The sequence below is a fragment of the Clostridium sp. UBA2485 genome, from assembly GCF_002341865.1.
GTDB lineage: Bacteria > Bacillota > Clostridia > Clostridiales > Clostridiaceae > Clostridium_J.
The window spans coordinates 12,241-30,412 of record NZ_DDOV01000009.1 but is presented as its reverse complement, the minus strand read 5'-3'; the positions used below and the strand labels follow the sequence as shown (position 1 = coordinate 30,412).

The following is an 18,172-nucleotide window of genomic DNA, read 5'->3' as shown; positions in this document are numbered from 1 at the left end:
ATTTTGGTATTATAAGGAGGTTGGTTCGACCTTTTGAGCGTGGGTAAACTTGCTCCGTTGGGAGTATTGGCCACGAAGCTACTACTTCAATGAAGTAAGTGGTAGTAGTTCACTCTATACTAGGATATAATAAAGGTATATCTTAGGAAAGAAGGGTTTAGAGGTATGAAATATAGAGAAATATATAAATCATGGATAGAAAGTGATTATTTTGATGAAGCTACAAAGAAAGAACTTATAGATATAGAAAGTAATGAAGAAGAAATAGAGGATAGATTTTATAAAGATTTAGAGTTTGGAACTGCTGGGTTAAGAGGTAAGATTGGAGCAGGGACCAATAGGATGAACAGATATATAATTGCTAGAGCCTCACAGGGCCTTGCAGACTATATAAATGATGTAGAGAATAAGTCAGCAGATAAATCAGTAGCAATAGCTTATGATTGTAGGCACTTTTCCGAAGAATTTGCAAGAACCGCTGCTAGTGTTTTAGCAGCCAATAATATAAAAGCTTATATTTTTGACTCTTTAAGACCTACACCGGAGCTATCTTTTGCAGTAAGAGTTTTAGGATGTACTGCAGGAATTGTGGTAACAGCAAGTCATAACCCAAAAGAATATAATGGATTTAAAGTTTACTGGAAAGATGGAGCACAAATATTATCTGATATAGCCGATGGAATACTAAATAAAATTAATCAAATAAATGATTTTAAAGCTATTCCAAGTATGGAAATTCAAAGTGGAACAGAAGAAGGACTTATTGTATTTTTAGAAAGGGATATAGATGACTTATATCTTCAAAAAGTAAAATCATTATCTTTAAGTGAAGATATTGATAAAGATATAAATGTAGTTTATACACCTCTAAATGGTACAGGAATGGTATTTGTACCTAGAGTATTAAATGAAAGAGGATTTACTAATATTTATATTGTAAAAGAGCAGAAGGATCCAGATCCGGATTTTACTACCGTAGGATATCCTAATCCAGAAGATGTGAATGCTTTTAAACTTTCTATTGACCTTGGTAAAAAGGTTAATGCAGGCTTATTGATGGCGACAGATCCTGATTGTGATAGGATAGCCATAATGGTTAGAGATGAAAATAATGAATATGTAGCCTTCAATGGAAATCAAAGTGGTGCTATATTAGTTAAATATATCCTTGAAGGAATGAGAAATAAAAATATACTTCCACCTAATGGAGTTATAGTTAAATCTATTGTTACGGGAGATTTAGGTAAAGTTATAGCTAAAAGTTATGGTGTTCATACCGATGAAGCTCTTACAGGTTTTAAAAATATTTGTGGAAAAATCAATGAATATGAGGCAGAAGGAAGTTATCAATATATTTTAGGATATGAAGAAAGTATAGGATACAATGTAGGCACATTTGTAAGAGATAAAGATGGAGTAACTGCATCTATGCTTCTTTGTGAAGCAACTGCTTACTATAAAAAAAGAGGAAAAACATTAATTGATGTATTAAATGAAATCTATGAAGAATTTGGATACTATAGGGAAAAGCAAATTTCTCTTGTTCTTGAAGGGATAAGTGGACAACAGAGAATAAAGAGAATGATGGAAGGGTATAGAAGAGAATATCCTCATAGTATAGAAAATTTAAAGTTAATTGAGACAATAGATTATACAAAACCAGAAGAAACTAATATGCCATATTCAGATGTGTTAAAATTTAAGTTTAATGATGGATCATGGTATGCAGTAAGACCTTCAGGTACAGAACCTAAAATAAAAATATATATTTACTCTAAAGGACATACTTTAAAAGACGCGAAAGATAAAATCAATATGATAAAAGAAGTTGTTTTAGGGAAAATAAATTCTATAGAATAAGTTTTACTTATTAAAAAAGCGTGATAAAAATCACGCTTTTTTTAATCATGTCTGGGATTAGCTGAAACCACTTCTATTGCCCTAAGCACGGAAGAAGTTATTGCAATCATTTCTCCATGGTTAATTTCTGTTTGAGCCTTTGTATATAACTGACCTTTTTCAGAAACTACATAACGAGGCTTTACATAATTAAGTGAAAGTGCCATCATATCAGCTTTACACTTTTCACATTTACATATGTCAGAATAGCTTAGTAATAGTTTATCTAAAAGATTTCTAACTATTACTTCTGAATAATTTAAAAACTCCCGTGACATCTTAGTTAATATCTAGAAGGAATTAAAATTCCATCTTTTTAACATTGTCTGGTATTATTAAATCAGCTAATGTTGCATTTTTTACATCCTCAATTGTAGCTTCAGGTCCTAGTTCTCTTAATACAAGACCCTCTTTAGTAACTTCCATAACAGCCATTTCAGTAATGATTAGGTTAACTTGATTAGCAGCAGTTAATGGTAGTGTACATTTTTTTAGAATTTTAGGATTTCCTTTTGCAGTATGTTCCATAGCAACTATAACCTTTTTAGCTCCAACTACGAGGTCCATAGCGCCACCCATACCAGGAACTTTTTTTCCTGGTATCATCCAGTTAGCAAGGTTTCCTTCTTGGTCAACCTCTAATGCACCTAGTACAGTTGCATCAACATGCCCGCCTCTTATTATTCCAAAAGATATTGAGCTGTCAAAAAATGCAGCACCAGGTAAAACGGTTACAAATTGTCCGCCAGCATTAACTAAGTCTTTATCTTCTTTTCCTTCAGCAGGAGCAGGTCCTATTCCTACGAATCCGTTTTCAGATTGTAGTGTTACGTCTACTCCTTCTGGTATATAGTTAGCAACAAGAGTTGGAAGACCTATACCTAAGTTTACAACGTCTCCATCTTTTAATTCTTTAGCAACTCTTTTTGCGATTACTTCTCTTATCATATTTTTATCCATATTATTTGTCCTCCTTTACGATGTAGTCAACAAATATTGATGGTGTCATCACTATGTTTGCATCTAATTCTCCAGCTTTTACTAATTCTTCAGCTTCAACGATTACAATATCAGCAGCTGCAGCCATTAATGGGTTAAAGTTTCTTGTAGATTCGTGATAGTATACGTTTCCTTTTTCATCAACTTTAGAACCAAATATTAATGCTATATCAGCTTTTAGCGGAGTTTCAAGAAGGTATTCAGTACCGTTAACAGTTATTTTTTCTTTTCCTTCTTCAACAATTGTTCCAAGACCAGTTGGAGTTAAAAATCCGCCAAGTCCAGCACCACCACATCTAACTCTTTCAGCTAGTGTGCCTTGAGGAACAAGTTCCACTTCCATTTCTTTTTCATTCATTTGTCTTCCAGTTTCAGGGTTCGTTCCAATGTGAGAAGCGATTGTTCTCTTAACTTGCTTATTAATTATTAGCTTACCAATTCCTCTATCAGGGAATCCAGTATCATTAGCTATGATAGTTAAATCTTTAACACCCTTTTCTACTAGCGCATCCACAAGCTTTTCAGGAGTTCCAACAGCTAAGAAACCACCAATCATTAATGTCATTCCATCTTGAACATGTGCTAGAGCTTCTTCTACAGTAACAATTTTTTTCATATTTCTACCTCCATTGAATTAAACTTTCTTTAAAAATTCATCAAATAAAAAATTTGTAGAATATTAGAACTATATAAACATTCTACATATATTCGTTAAATCCTCTTTTTATTTGAAATTTCATAAAAAATTTAATTATATTTATTTTATTTAAGAGTTTTTTTGAAAAATTTAAGAAATTTGTAGAATAATTTTTTTATCTTAATGAAAAAGTTTTTGAATTTAAGGTAAAATATATAGTAAATAGAATTGGGAAAAAATATGCAAGTTAATACAGATATGATAGGTATTTAAATTTACAATGTAAAGTACAAAGTTTACAATTTGAAAAATAATCATATAATTGCTTAAAAATTAACTATGAATTTTTAAATGACATAATGATTGTTCCCTTTTTATAATAAATTTATGAAACTAATTACAACTTTATTACAGAGGATGTGAAAATATTGAGTTTAAGATTTATATTTGGAGGAGCTGGTAGTGGAAAAAGCTATCGTTGTATTGAGGAAATAAAAAGAAAAAAAGAAGATGGAGTAGACCATCCCTTAATTTTATTAGTACCAGAGCAGCTTTCTTTTAGAGCAGAAAAATTGTTAATAGAGAAAATAGGGGCTACAGGAATAAATAATGTATATGTACTTAGCTTTAAGAGAATGGCATATACCATTTTCAATGAGGTAGGTGGAATTACTCATGCTCATATGAGTTCAACAGGGAAGGCAATGATTATAGATAGAATAATGAAGGAAGTGCATGAAGATCTAAAAATATTTTCTTTAGCTTCAAGACAAAAAGGTTTTGTAGAAACTATTTCTGAAATGATAAATGAATTTAAAAGATACAATGTTTCCGTGGAGACCTTAAATATATTAAAAGAAGATGTAAGTCATAGTTCTTTACTTACAGATAAACTTTCAGATATATCATTAATTTATAGTAAGTATGAGGAAATATTAAAGAGTGGATATTTTGACCCAGAAGATGATTTAACTATTCTTTATGAGAAAATAGATGAAAGTAAGTTATTTAAAGGAGCAGAAATATGGATAGATGAGTTTTCAGGTTTTACTCCACAACAATATAAAATTATTGAAAGACTTTTTAAAAACTGCAGAAGAGTTAATATAACTCTTCCTTATGAAGGTAGTGATGTTAAAGGTATAAGAGAAGGTGAAATAGATAGTACAGATGCTTTTTATACTGTGTATTATACAGAAAAAACTATACTGAAAATAGCAGGAGAAAATAATATTGCCTATGACAAACCATTAGTTTTAAAGGGAAATCCACGAAATGAATATAACTATAGATTTATAAATTCGGAGGAATTAGGATATTTAGAGAAAAATTATTTTTCAATAAACTCCAAGCCTTATGAAGGTGATACAAAGGATATAAAGATTTTTAAAGCCTTAAATACATATTCAGAAGTGGAGTATGTGGCTAGAGAAATATTAACACTTTGTAGAGAAAAAAATTATAGATTTAATGACATAGCTGTAGTTGCTAGAGATTTAAATTCATATGAAGAAATAGTGAAAGTTATTTTTGATGAATATGAAATACCACATTTTTTAGATAGGAAGAAAGATATAGATAATAATCCTGTTATTATATTGATAAAATCTTCTCTTGAGATATTTACAAAGAATTTTAGCTATGAATCAGTATTTAGATATTTAAAAAGCGGACTTTTAGATTTAACTTATGATGAAATTGATACTTTAGAAAATTATGTATTAGCTTATGGAATAAAAGGTAAGAAGAGATATGTAGATGATGATTATTGGAAGGATGATACAGTAAAAGAGATTAAAAATAAATTTATAAATCCACTTATTAACTTTAGAAATAAGATTACTAATAGAAGCTATGTTAAAGATATTTGCAAAGCAATCTTTGAATTTTTAGAGGAAATTGAAATTCACGAAAAGCTTACTATATGGATTGAAAATTTTAAAGAAGATAAAAATTTAATAGCAGTAAATGAGTATAGTTCAATATGGAACTTGCTAATTGAGCTTTTAGATCAATTTGTAGAGGTTTTAGGTGAAGAAATATTACCACTAGGTGAGTTTATAGATATTTTTTCTATGGGAATATCAACTCATGAGATAGGATTAATTCCTCCTGCATTGGATCAGGTTATAGTAGGTAATATAGACCGTATAAGAACTCATGAGATAAAAGCACTTTATGTTATAGGAGTTAATGATGGAGTATTTCCTAAAATTATAAATGAAGAAGGTATTTTTAGTGATATGGATAGGGCTGTTTTTGAAGGTAATGGTATTAAACTTGCCAATGATACTAAAGCACTAGCCTTTGCAGAACAGTATTTAATATATGCAACTTTAACTGTACCTAGTGAAAAGTTATGCCTTAGTTATCCTATTGCAAATTTTGAAGGTAAAACTCTTAGACCGTCTATAATCATTCCTAGACTGAAATCTATATTTAAGGATATTAAAGAAGAAAGTAATATATCAGAATTATGGGAACAGCATAATAGTATAGAAAAAGTGGCAGCAAAACTTCCTTCTTTTAATGAACTTATTATGGAAATAAGAAAATTTATTGATAATAATGAAATTTCTCCATTATGGGAGGAAATATATAGATGGTTTATGGAGGAAGAGGAATTTAGAGAAAAAAGTAAAACTATTTTTGAAGGTTTTTCTTATACAAATGTTATTAATGCTATTAGTAGTGAAAAAATAAGAAAACTTTATGGTGGAAACAATTATTTTAGTGTTTCTAAAATTGAAAAATATGCTCAATGTCCCTTTGCTTATTTTATTCAATATGGCTTAAAAGCAAAGGAAAGGAAAGTATATAATTTTTCAGCACCAGACTTAGGAACCTTTATGCATAATGTACTAGATACTTTTTCAAAGAAAATTGAAAAGGATAATCTTAAATGGAAAGATTTAAATAAGGAATATTGTGAAAAAACCATAGAGTATATTGTTGAACTTATGGTTAGTGAAGATAGAAGCTTTGTTTTAAATAGTTCTGCTAGATATAAGTATATAACTGAAAGATTAAAAAGAGTTTTAATTAGAGCTGTACTAGTAATTGTTGAACAACTTAGAGTAAGCGGATTTGAACCACATGGCTATGAAATTTCCTTTGGTCTTAAGGATACAGATTACCCACCTATAGTACTAAAACTTTCAAGTGGAGAAACTGTAAGACTTATGGGAAGAATAGATAGAATCGATAAGTTCGTAGGTAATAATGAGGTTTATTATAGAATTATAGATTATAAGTCTGGTAATAAAGAATTTAAACTTAGTGATGTTTATTATGGACTTCAAGTGCAGTTATTAACCTATCTTGATGCAATTTTAAGTAATGAAGAGAAAAACAATACATTTTCAAAACCAGCAGGAGTCTTGTACTTTAAGATAGATGATCCTATTATTGCTATTAAAAAAGGAGCAAGTAATGAGGAGATAGAGAAAGAAATTCTAAAAGAATTAAAGATGAAGGGGCTTCTAATTAAAGACATAGAGATTTTAAGACAAATGGATAGCACTATGGATAATGGAAATAATTCTTCAGTAATACCGGTAGGGATTAAAAAAGATGGAGAACTTACATCTGCATCTTCTGTTATATCTTATGAAGGATTTAGTGCACTTAGAAATCATGTAAAACAGGAATTAGCTAAAAATTGTGAAGAAATGCTCAGTGGAGAAATTGGTATAAAACCTTATAAAAGAGGAGGAGAAAATCCATGTAGTTTTTGTAAACTTTCTCCTATATGTCAATTTGATTTATCCTTTGAAGAAAATAAATTTAGATTAATAAAGGAAAAAAAGGATAAAGAAATATTAGAAATACTAGAAAAGAAAGGAGATAGCAGTGATGAGCAGTAAAGAAGAAACAAAAGTAAGTTGGACTAGAGAACAGTTGGCTGCAATTAACACAAGAGGAGCAAATTTATTAGTTGCAGCAGCTGCTGGTTCAGGAAAAACAGCAGTTTTAGTTGAAAGAATAATAAAGATGATAACAGATAGAGATAATCCTGTTGATATAGATAGACTTTTAGTTGTTACTTTTACAAATGCTGCTGCCTCTGAGATGAGAGAAAGAATAGGAGAAGCAATTTCAAAAGAAATTCATAAAAACCCCAATTCTAAGAGCCTACAAAGACAGCTAACTCTTTTAAATAAAGCAAGTATTACTACTATACACTCATTTTGTCTTGAAGTAATAAAAACAAATTTTCATATGATAGATTTAGATCCAGCCTTTAGAGTTGCAGATGAGACAGAGGCAATTCTTTTAAAACAAGAAGCTTTAGATGAGGTTTTTGAGGATATGTATGATAGGGATGACAAGCTGTTTTTAAAGCTAGTAGAATGCTATTGTAACAATAAAAATGATAGTCAGCTTTTTGATATGGTGTTGAATCTCTATAACTTTGCTATGAGTAGTCCTAGTCCTATAGAGTGGCTTAAAGAAAAAGTTGATGTATTTAATGTAAGTGATAACTTTTCCTTTCAAGATTCAAAGCTAGGGCAAGCGCTACTTAAAGATGTGAGAATAGAATTAGAGAGTGTTGTAAGTTCTATGAATATTGCTAGGGAAATAGTTAATAATACTCCTTCATTATTAAGTTATCAGGAAAATATAAATCCAGAGTATGAAATGATTAAAGGATTATATGAAAGCTCTAATTCCTTTGAAGATTTAAAGCGCGGCTTTGAAGATGTAGCTTTTGGAAAGCTTACTACAATAAGAGGATGTAAAGATAAAATAGAGCAAGAAGAAGTAAAAAAAATAAGAGATAATGCTAAGAAAAAAATAGGTGAGCTTTCAAATATGATAATTCAAGCTTCTTCAAAGAAGAGTATAGAGGATCTAAAATATTTATATCCTCTTATGAATAAGCTTTCAGATCTTGTGATTAAAATGAAGGAAGTCTATGATAAAAAGAAAAAAGAAAGAGCATTAATAGATTTTAATGATTTTGAACATTTTGCCTTAGACATCTTAGCGGAAAAGGATGATGAAGGAAAAATAATTCCTTCTAAAGTTGCAGAAGAATTAAGAGAAAAGTATGGAGAAATTTTAATAGATGAGTATCAGGATTCTAACTATGTTCAAGAGTATATTCTTACTATGATTTCAAGAAATCCCCTAGGAGAAAATAATATGTTTATGGTAGGGGATGTTAAACAGAGTATTTATAGGTTTAGGATGGCTAAGCCGGAGCTATTTCTTCATAAAAAAAATACTTATAGTGAAGAAGAAGATGCAGATGCAGATGAAATAATAATAAAACTATATAAAAATTTTAGAAGTAGAAAAGAAGTTATAGATGCTACTAATTTTATATTTAAACATATAATGTCAAATAATGTAGGAGAGCTTGAATATACAGAGGAAGAGGCACTAAATTTAGGAGCGGATTATAAGCCTTTAGAAGATGATGGTATAGTAGGTGGACCTGTAGAAATAATGCTTTTTGAGAAAAATAAGGATATTGAAGAAGTTGAAGAAGAAGATAGTGAATCATTAACCAATATTCAAATAGAAGCTAGAGCAGTAGGAAATAGAATTAAGGAACTTACCAATATAGAAAGTGGTTTTAAAGTTTTTGATAAAAATAACAAAAACTATAGAAATGTAGAATATAAAGATATAGTAATATTACTTCGTGCCACCTCTGAGTATGCACCGGTATTTAGTGAGGAACTTAAAAATTTAGGTATTCCCGTATATGCAGATACTTCAGAAGGATATTTTAATACATTAGAAATTCAAATTATGATAAGTCTTCTTCAAATTATAGATAATCCAAGACAAGACATTCCATTATTAGCAGTACTTCGTTCTCCTATAGGTGGATTTTCAGCAGAAAATCTAGTAGATATAAGAGTAAATAGTCCTGAAACTACAGTTTATGAGGCTATGAATAGTTATCTAAATGAGGAAGAAGATTTAGAGCTTAAGAAAAAAGTTGAAAAATTTTTAGAAAAGCTAGTTCATTGGAGAAATAAAGCTTTAATAACTCCTATTGATGAGTTTATTTGGTATTTATATATGGATACAGGATATTATGGGTATGTAGGTGCCATGCCAGCAGGAATTCAAAGACAGGCAAATTTAAGGATTTTATTTCAAAGGGCAAGACAATATGAAAATACAAGCTACAAGGGATTATTTAATTTTGTTAATTTTATTAATAAGTTAAGAGTAAGTAGTGGTGATTTAGGAAGTGCTAAAACCATAGGAGAAAATGAAAATGTAGTTAGAATTATGAGTATTCACAAAAGTAAGGGATTGGAATTTCCTATTGTATTTTTAAGTGCCATGGGTAAAAACTTTAATCGTATGGATAGCAGGAAAAAAGTGTTGTTTCATCATGATTTAGGTTTTGGACCTGAGCTTGTTAATATAGAAAAAAGAATCTCTTATTCTCCTACTGTAAAGGAAATATTGAAAAGCAAAATCAATATAGAAAGTCTTTCTGAGGAGATGAGGGTTTTATACGTTGGATTTACAAGAGCTAAGGAAAAATTGATATTAACAGGTACTTGTAGGGATTTTGATAAGTCTATAGAAAATTGGATTTCGGTGGCAAGAAATAGTGAAGATAAGATTTTAGAAGGATATTTATTAAAAGGGAATAGCTATCTAGATTGGGTTATGCCTTGTATTATAAAGCATAAAGATGGTGAACCATTAAGAAATTACTTGAAGATCAACGAGGAGTCAGTGAAATCAGTGCAAGATAATTCTAAATGGAGTGTAAAACTTATGAATTATAAGGATTTAGATATAGAAGAGGACATAGCTAAACTAGAGGCTATAGACATTAAAGAAAAGTTAAAGGAAATAGAATTAAAAGAAATTAATATTCATTATAGAGATGAAATAGAAAAAAGACTTAATTTTAAATATAAATATGAAGCTTCTACAAAGATACCTGGTGTACTTACTGTATCAGAATTAAAGCGTACCTATAATCAAAGCTTAAACGATGAGTTTGTTAATACAAATTATATACCTACTATTGTTAGAAAACCTATATTTCTAGAGGAGAAAAGAGGATTAACTCCTACAGAAAAAGGAACTGCAATGCATAGTGTGATGCAGAGGCTAGATCTTAATAACATTAATTCGAAGGAAGACATAATATCTCAAATTGAAAATATGGTTATGAAAGAGCTGATTACGGAAGAGCAAGCTAAATCTATTAGAGTAGAAAAGATATTGAAAATTTTTAATACCAACTTAGGCGAAAGAATTTTAATAGCACATAACAAAACTAAAGTTTATAGAGAAACTCCTTTTAGTATTGAAATAAGTAGTACAGAAATAGATGAAAGCTTGGATAAAAAAATTTATGAAAAAGAAAATATAATAGTTCAAGGTATAATAGATGGATACTTTGAAGAAGATGGAGAAATAGTGTTATTTGATTACAAAACAGATTATGTACCTAATGGTGATACTGCTTCAATAGTAGAAAAATATAAATCTCAAATTGATTATTATGCGAGGGCATTAGAAAAGATATTAGGAAAAAAAATTAAAGAAAGATATCTATATTTATTTTCTATTGATAGTGAAGTAATACTTTAATTTTATTTAGAAAAAATCTATTTGTTGTAAAGTGAAATTGAACTAATAAAAAATATAGTTAATTTTTCTGAATACAATAAACCAAAATTTTGTGTTAGCTTTTCCTTTAGTGGTAAAATTGTTAAAATATTTAATGGAAGTAATTTCCTAATGAAATATGATACAATTAAAGAATAGGAGGAGTGATTATGAATGCTAAATCAAATAGAGAAAATGAAAGTGTAGAAACTATTGGAATTAACTCTGAAATAAAAAAGAATATGAGTTTATATTTAGTTTTTAAGCCTATAGTTGGGCTTATCATTTCTATTGCTTTAGTAATTATTTTTTTAATACGTAAGGTTACATCGTCTATTCCTACGTTATTATATTTGCTTCTGCCACTAGGGACTTTAACTTTGATATATGTTTTATTATATATACCACTGCATAAAACCCTTGATTTATCTCCAATTTTTTTAAAAGGTAAATTAAAATATTTAACAATTGCCCTAGTAGTAGTTTTTATAGGATTAAATGTATTACTTTTTAAGGTTAATCCTAATTGAAAATAAATTTGAGAGATGAGTTAGAAGAGGCAATAGAAATGTTCTATTTTAGACTATTAATAGGAGCTTTTACTGATGAATCAAAACATACTATTCAGGAGATTTCTATATTTTATAAAAGTTCTTTTAATGACATGATACTTATTTAAAACAATTATAACTATTTAAATTTTATATAAATAGTATTTTATGATACTATTAAATTTAATATTTTCTAGATTTGAAATTTGGAATGTTTAGCTATAGATTTAGCTTTTCTTATGAATAATTTTATAATTTCCCTTTCCACAGTAATTAAAGAGTTCTTTAGAAATATATTTACAGTGGGAGGGGATATTTATGAAAAGAAAAGATTTATTTATTACTTTATTAGCAATATTAATGATATTTCTTATAGGAAGTCTAAACTATATAAAGTTAATAAAAGATGATAAAATACAGCTATATCATGGCCATAAAATAAAGTCAGAGCTCCAAAAGCATACCTACAATGAAGAAAATAAATATAAATTTTATAATTTAAAATGTAAGTGTGATGATAATATATTAGAAATACATTTGTATAGTAGGAGATAATTATAGGGATTCAATATGAAACTTTAAAATATACTCTGGAAAATAAATTTTCTATAAAAATAGCTTAAACCTTTAGAAATTAAGGGTTGACAATTAAGAATGAAGAATTAGGGATGAAATTCACTAAGTGCGAATTTCTTAAAGTAAAATTTATTCATAAAAACTCCAAAGGCTTTTGCCATGGAGTTTTAACCATAATTCTTCATTTTTTATTCATAGAAAAGAAACTTTGTTATGAAAATTAAAATTATGTATAAGTTAAATTTTCATTAGGGAACCCTTTAAAAATCGTGATATCTAGTCACGATTTTTTTATATCATAATGTTATAGAGTTATTTTGTAAACGTAAAAAATTAAGTATCTAGATAACATATGCTTCCATGGATAAAATCATTTTATAAGATCATTAATGGGAGGATAAACTATGTCTAGAAAATTGAATAATGCATCTTGGGCGGAATATATAAATAAATTTGATTCCTATAAAGGAGCAATAACCGTAAAAGATTTTTGCATTGAAAATAATATTACTAAAAGTCAATTTTATTATCATAAAAAGAGATTAACTAATGGCAATTATATCCCAACGATTTTTCAAGCTATTTCATTAAATACTAAACCCTAAAAATTTCTTAGGAGATTTCAAAGGTTTTCTCCAAACGGATGGGTATAACGGATACAATTCCGTTAGTAACGCCACACGGCTTTATTGCTTAGCTCACATAAGAAGATATTTTCATAATATAATTGTAGACCTAGATGAAGAAGCCTTGAAAAATTCTAGAGGAGTAATAGGGTTTAATTATTGTGAGCAAATATATAAACTTGAAAAAGAGCTTAGAGAACCTTATGCCTTGGTCTGATAAGATTTCTGAAAACATGAAAATTAAAGATAAGAAATAAATTAATCCTAGTAAAGCTTACTTTTGCCTTACTAGGATATTTTAATACTATTTTTGAATATATTAAAGATGCTAAAACTTTGACGCTTACTTAGATTTCATATGCAATTGTTGATATTTAGAGTTTGTTAAGATATTTTAGATTTCATGAAGTGTAGATTAGATATATATATACAATGATATATGATTAAAAATAACCTTCTAACATAGACTTTTATGTTAGAAGGTTTGTTTTTACATAAAATAACGTAATCTATTTTATTATTATATTTAATTCCTTAATCATATACTACAATTTTCATGTAAAAAATCTTTATATTTGCCATCATATTTAACTTCACCATTTTCCATATAAACCACTCTGAAATTATCCTTTATAAAGGTTCTTCTATGTGTAACTGAAATTACAGTTAAATTTGTATTTTCACATAAATTTTCTATGGTATCAAGGATTTTGCTCTCTGCTTCCAAATCTAAACTAGCACTAACTTCATCTAAAAGCAGTATTTTAGGCTTTCTAAGAAGAGCCATGGATAGCGCCAGTCTTTGTCTTTCACCACCTGATAAATTTACTCCATTTTCACTTAAATCAGTATCTAGACCTTTTGGTAATTTATTAATAACATCTGTTAATTCAGCTATATCTATTGCTTTAAGCATGTCTTCTTCTGTAGCTTTTGGATTTGATAAAAATAAGTTATATCTTAGGGAGCCCCTTAATAGACTAATATTTTGAGATACCAATGCAATATTACTTCTTAAATAATCTAATGGATAACTATTTATATCTTCAGAGCCAATTTTTATAGAGTTAATTGGAGATTTATAGAATCCAAGTAATAAATCTAGAAGTGTAGATTTACCACACCCGCTATCGCCCATAATGGTTATAAATTCCCCACTTTTAATTGAAAATGAAATATTTTTTAATATATCCCTATGGTCATCATAAGAAAATTTAAGGTTATTAAAGGTTATATCTTCTAAAACTTTCTCACCAGGGTTACTATTTGAAGAGTTTGTGTACTCATCATTCATAGACAAAAATTGAAAATTTTTATTTTGCACCCCTAATTGTTTTTGTATATATACGTTGCTTGATGAAAGTACGTTAAATAGTCCAAATAATCTAGGTAAATAAGCTGTAAATGCTATAAGTTCACCTATGGTTATATTATTATTTATTACTTGAACTGAGCACATAATAAAAGCAATGGCGGTAAACAAAGCTCCAATTAGCTCCTTAGAGATTGTTAAAGATAAGTTTTCAACTATAACTGCTTTTCCAAATATTTTTAGGTTTTTAACATTTATATTATTTATTTCATCTATTCTTTGTTTTTGTGAGCATTGTGATTTAATAAGCTTTACAAATTTAAAAGACTCCGTAATTTTTGAGTTTATTTCTGAATCATAATCTACAATTTCACTAGCTAAATTTTGAGCTTTTTTACCTAAAAGGAAAGAAGGTAATATAGCCATTGGACAGGATAAGATCATTATTATAGTTGTTATTGGACTTATTCTATATAATAATGTCAGTATAATGATAATCATTATGATGCTAGATATAGACAGAGGCAAATCATGTAGCCAAAAGTAAAAAAAGTTACTAGTATCTACTCCTAAATAAGAAGCCAATTTACCTGAGTCATTATCTTCAAAAAAGCTCATAGACTGATTAAGAAGCTTAGAAAAAATTTTACTCTTTACATTAAAAGAAAGTTCTTTAACTTTCACCCATACAACATATGTAAAACATGTATTTATACTAGTTGATAAAAAAGGTATTAGCACCATTATTGCTGTAACAATATATATGGATTTAAGATTTTTTGCTGGTATATAAATATCAATTATACTTTGAAAAAGCTTTGGTGGAATAATGGCCAGTACATTTGACGAAAATAACAGTACTAAAGACAATATAAAGTAAAGATAATATTTGCTTTCATCTCTTATAATTTTTTTTACAAGCTTTGTGTCCATAAATTTACTCCTTAAAAACTTTTAGTAATTTCATATCATCTATAAACTCATTTACATCATTTATTATTATATCTTTATTATTTTTTCCATATTTCAAACATAATTTATCTATTATTGTGTCATAATTATCGTCGGCGATTATTAAAGTGAAGATTTCGCTACTAATTGGATTTAATTTAAAAAGTTTTTCATCATCTATTCCAGTAATAATAATTTCATCATCATTTTGATACCATATTATAGATTCATTTACACACAAATTCATTTTAATCACCTCTTCATAAACTATTTTTATATTTATTGATAGTTTTTACACTTTGGCAAAATGACTTATCAACCTTAAATAAATTATTTGAATTTATTATATTACGAGCAATACACATACTACATTTCCCATCATGATCACATGATTTACACTCGTTAAAAAAATCCTCTTCCAATCCAGAAAAAGTTTTAACTATTGTTGATTTACTCCATATATTATAAAACTTATCATTCCGTATATTTCCAATACTAAGATCCATTAATCCACATAATTTAATATCGCCATTATAATCAATAGTAGCTACTTTTTTCCCAATCTGACATAAAACACTTCGTCCTTCACTTGTACTAGGAGCATTTGAAAAGTTATTTAATATACTAGGATTTAATTTAATAAACTTTTCAAATTCCTCAGGTGTAACAATTAAATCATTATAGTTTTCGCATGGAAATAAAATATTAAAAGCAATATTATTCTGATTGACTCCTAAAGATTTTAGATAATTAAGCATTTGAGGAAGTTCATTTAAATTGTATTTAGTTACAGTTGTTGCAATACCTACATTAATATTTAAATCAATCATCCTTTTAATATTTTCAATCACTTTATCTAATAAAACATTTTTATTTCCATATATAAAGGAATAATTATCTGAATTTAAGGAATGAACACTTACATTAACAGAAGTTAGCTTTAAATCTTTAATCTTATATATAATATCTTGAGTTAATAATTGGCCATTTGTAATTATAGAGCAACCATATCCTAATTTGCGTGTAAGTTTAAGGATATCAATTATATCCTTACGCATAAATATTTCTCCACCCATATATCCAATAGTCTTAACACCTAATGGTTTAACTTCTAATAATAATTTCTTAATTTCATCTAAAGTTAATTCATCATCTATGTTTTTATGATCATTACCTTGAAAGCAGAAAATGCATCTAGAATTGCAGATATTAGTTAAATTTATTTGAATTTGTTCTATCATGCTATTGGAGGAACTTATTTCCCGAAATTCTCTTTCTGTCAGTTTTTCTTTATATTCTTTAATCATAATTTACTCCTTGCTGCTGTTGTATTTATAATAATTAAACAAAAATTAATAAAAAATTGAAAATAAGATATTTTATTTAAGAATAAAATATCTTATTTTCATATTACTTATATAATCTTACATACATCTTGGACTTGCTCCTCTATCACAAGTAACAGAAAGACTTGGTATATCAGCAAGGACAATCACAGGCACTGTAAGAACTTCAACTACTGGCTTAGTCCACATATTTTCATCCCCTACCAAAAAAAAGTTGTGGCAGTATTAGATTTTTTAATTTCTAATCTAAGCTGCTATTTTTCAAGCTTTATAATAATAGCCTATCTTCTTTAAAAAATTATTAAAAATGTAATGGACTAATTAATTAAAAAAGGCAGATTATTAACTCATATGAGATATATTTTGTTATATAATTTATATTTAGTGTAAAATATTTTTACATAAAAGTCAATATATTACTGTAAAATAATTATAATAATGAAAAAAATAGGGACAATTATATAAAAAAACGAATATTTATAGTATAATTACATGAAATTTGTGCAAGAATATAGCGAACATTATCTATTTATAATTAATTGGTAATAATGGCCATTCTGTATTATACATGTATGTAGTTAATGTATTATCATTTGACTCATAAAAGATTGGGGGGACGGTTCATATTTAAAGTACGATTGATAATTACCATATAATCTTTTTATATAGTACAATTATGAATCATCCCTTTGTATCTACTGCGGTGCAAACATAAGGTGTCTTTATTATAGTTTTATGTACATCTTTAACTTTAAGATGTACAGTATCCATGCAGAATATTGGGCATATGTGGTATAATATTTTGTTCTGCTACTCTTTTGTACCATCCATAATTTCTTTGGAAGTAGAATGATGGAAAGATAATCTTGAAAAAATTTATTGAAAGTGCGACAAAATATGAGACATTTATGAATGGAGAATTAAATATGGTATATAACAAGTATTGGGAATTTGATAAGTATTCTTTTGAAATAATGCTTTCAAAAGCTGAATTTTATTGTAATGAAGAAATGTATGAGGAATGTATTAATGTGATATCATATCTCATTAATGAAAAATTTGCCTGTGATGGTGATATTTTTGATGTAGTTAATTTAAAAGAAAATATTAGATATATTGAACTTAAGAATAAAAATGATTTACTGTTACAAAAAGCTAAGGAAAAGAGTAAGCTTAAATATGCTGTCCATCTACCTAGTAATTATAGTGAAGAAAAAAGATATCCATTGTTTATTGGGTTGCATGGTGATCCTGGAAATATTGATGAATTTAGTGAATATTGGAAAGCTGATGAATTTTTAAGAAAAGATTTTATTTTTGTATATATTCAATCTTCACAATTATATCGTCATAATGGTTTTACTTGGACAACCAATCCGTTTATCTCAAGAAATGACATTAAAGAATGCTATAATTTAATACTTCAAGAATATTCTATTGATGAGAAGTGTGTAATAATTGGGGAATTCTCTGGAGGAGCAATAACAGGGCTGGATATTACATTTGCTAATATTATTCCTATAAAAGGATTTATTGCTATAGACCCAGATTTTCTAAAATCATTTACAAAAGAGAATGTCAATCTTGCTGCAAATAGAGGTGTTAGGGGAATATTTATGGAAGGAGAAGTTATAATACCTTTTATCCTAAAATATCCTTAAAATTTTTTGCTT

Annotated in this window: 15 protein-coding genes; 9 read left to right on the top strand and 6 right to left on the bottom strand. The window is 28.0% G+C overall.

Annotated elements, in window-relative coordinates:
* The first annotated feature begins 165 nt into the window (after positions 1 to 165).
* Positions 166 to 1,860 (top strand): phospho-sugar mutase, encoded by a 1,695-nt coding sequence (locus B3603_RS01195; RefSeq protein WP_291559751.1) that lies wholly within the window; start codon positions 166 to 168, stop codon positions 1,858 to 1,860.
* A 41-nt stretch (positions 1,861 to 1,901) separates the two neighbouring features.
* Here the strand turns inward: B3603_RS01195 and B3603_RS01190 are convergent, their stop codons facing one another.
* Genes B3603_RS01190 through atoD form a run of 3 tightly spaced genes read right to left on the bottom strand, consistent with a single transcriptional unit; the run spans position 1,902 to position 3,514 of the window.
* Complete coding sequence (locus B3603_RS01190; protein ID WP_291559749.1) at positions 1,902 to 2,177, bottom strand: late competence development ComFB family protein; 276 nt, start codon at positions 2,175 to 2,177, stop codon at positions 1,902 to 1,904.
* A 22-nt stretch (positions 2,178 to 2,199) separates the two neighbouring features.
* The gene (locus B3603_RS01185; protein WP_291559747.1) at positions 2,200 to 2,859 is read right to left on the bottom strand and encodes a CoA transferase subunit B; all 660 of its coding nucleotides are present in this window, start codon (positions 2,857 to 2,859) and stop codon (positions 2,200 to 2,202) included.
* 1 nt (position 2,860) lies between these two features.
* Entirely contained in the window at positions 2,861 to 3,514 is a 654-nt protein-coding gene (gene atoD, locus B3603_RS01180; RefSeq protein WP_291559745.1) for an acetate CoA-transferase subunit alpha, read from the bottom strand.
* Between the two features lie 440 nt (positions 3,515 to 3,954).
* Here atoD and addB point away from each other — a divergent pair, with 440 nt between their 5' ends.
* The 7 genes from addB (at position 3,955) to B3603_RS23180 (ending at position 13,107) form a co-directional block, all read left to right on the top strand.
* A complete protein-coding gene (gene addB, locus B3603_RS01175) occupies positions 3,955 to 7,401 on the top strand; it encodes a helicase-exonuclease AddAB subunit AddB (protein ID WP_312580057.1) in 3,447 nt (1,148 codons plus the stop codon).
* Positions 7,391 to 11,119, top strand: a complete 3,729-nt coding sequence (addA, locus tag B3603_RS01170) for a helicase-exonuclease AddAB subunit AddA (protein WP_291559741.1) — start codon at positions 7,391 to 7,393, stop codon at positions 11,117 to 11,119. Before addB ends, addA begins: the two co-directional genes overlap by 11 nt.
* A 188-nt stretch (positions 11,120 to 11,307) precedes the next feature.
* Positions 11,308 to 11,667: a hypothetical protein gene (locus B3603_RS01165; protein WP_291559739.1), complete on the top strand. Its 360-nt coding sequence runs from the start codon at positions 11,308 to 11,310 to the stop codon at positions 11,665 to 11,667.
* Positions 11,664 to 11,816, top strand: coding sequence for a hypothetical protein (locus B3603_RS01160; protein WP_291559737.1), 153 nt, complete (start codon positions 11,664 to 11,666; stop codon positions 11,814 to 11,816). The genes B3603_RS01165 and B3603_RS01160 overlap by 4 nt, the downstream gene beginning before the upstream one ends.
* A 190-nt stretch (positions 11,817 to 12,006) precedes the next feature.
* Positions 12,007 to 12,243 (top strand): hypothetical protein, encoded by a 237-nt coding sequence (locus B3603_RS01155; protein ID WP_291559736.1) that lies wholly within the window; start codon positions 12,007 to 12,009, stop codon positions 12,241 to 12,243.
* Between the two features lie 425 nt (positions 12,244 to 12,668).
* Positions 12,669 to 12,869 carry an IS66 family insertion sequence element accessory protein TnpA gene (gene tnpA, locus B3603_RS01150; protein ID WP_291559734.1) on the top strand — a complete coding sequence of 67 codons (201 nt, stop codon included), beginning with the start codon at positions 12,669 to 12,671 and terminating at the stop codon, positions 12,867 to 12,869.
* On the top strand, positions 12,856 to 13,107 hold the full coding sequence (locus B3603_RS23180; RefSeq protein ID WP_396153367.1) for an IS66 family transposase: 252 nt from the start codon (positions 12,856 to 12,858) through the stop codon (positions 13,105 to 13,107). Before tnpA ends, B3603_RS23180 begins: the two co-directional genes overlap by 14 nt.
* 321 nt (positions 13,108 to 13,428) lie before the next feature.
* Here B3603_RS23180 and B3603_RS01145 read toward each other — a convergent pair whose 3' ends face one another.
* From B3603_RS01145 to B3603_RS01135, 3 genes are read right to left on the bottom strand one after another with little or no spacing between them, the layout of a single operon-like run.
* Positions 13,429 to 15,135, bottom strand: a complete 1,707-nt coding sequence (locus B3603_RS01145; RefSeq protein ID WP_291559732.1) for an ABC transporter ATP-binding protein — start codon at positions 15,133 to 15,135, stop codon at positions 13,429 to 13,431.
* A gap of 4 nt (positions 15,136 to 15,139) precedes the next feature.
* The gene (locus tag B3603_RS01140; protein ID WP_291559730.1) at positions 15,140 to 15,400 is read right to left on the bottom strand and encodes a PqqD family protein; all 261 of its coding nucleotides are present in this window, start codon (positions 15,398 to 15,400) and stop codon (positions 15,140 to 15,142) included.
* Between the two features lie 13 nt (positions 15,401 to 15,413).
* Positions 15,414 to 16,460: a radical SAM protein gene (locus B3603_RS01135; RefSeq protein WP_291559728.1), complete on the bottom strand. Its 1,047-nt coding sequence runs from the start codon at positions 16,458 to 16,460 to the stop codon at positions 15,414 to 15,416.
* A 905-nt stretch (positions 16,461 to 17,365) separates the two neighbouring features.
* Between B3603_RS01135 and B3603_RS01130 the strand changes: the two genes are divergently transcribed.
* Entirely contained in the window at positions 17,366 to 18,160 is a 795-nt protein-coding gene (locus tag B3603_RS01130; RefSeq protein ID WP_291559726.1) for a hypothetical protein, read from the top strand.
* The last annotated feature ends 12 nt before the right edge of the window (positions 18,161 to 18,172 follow it).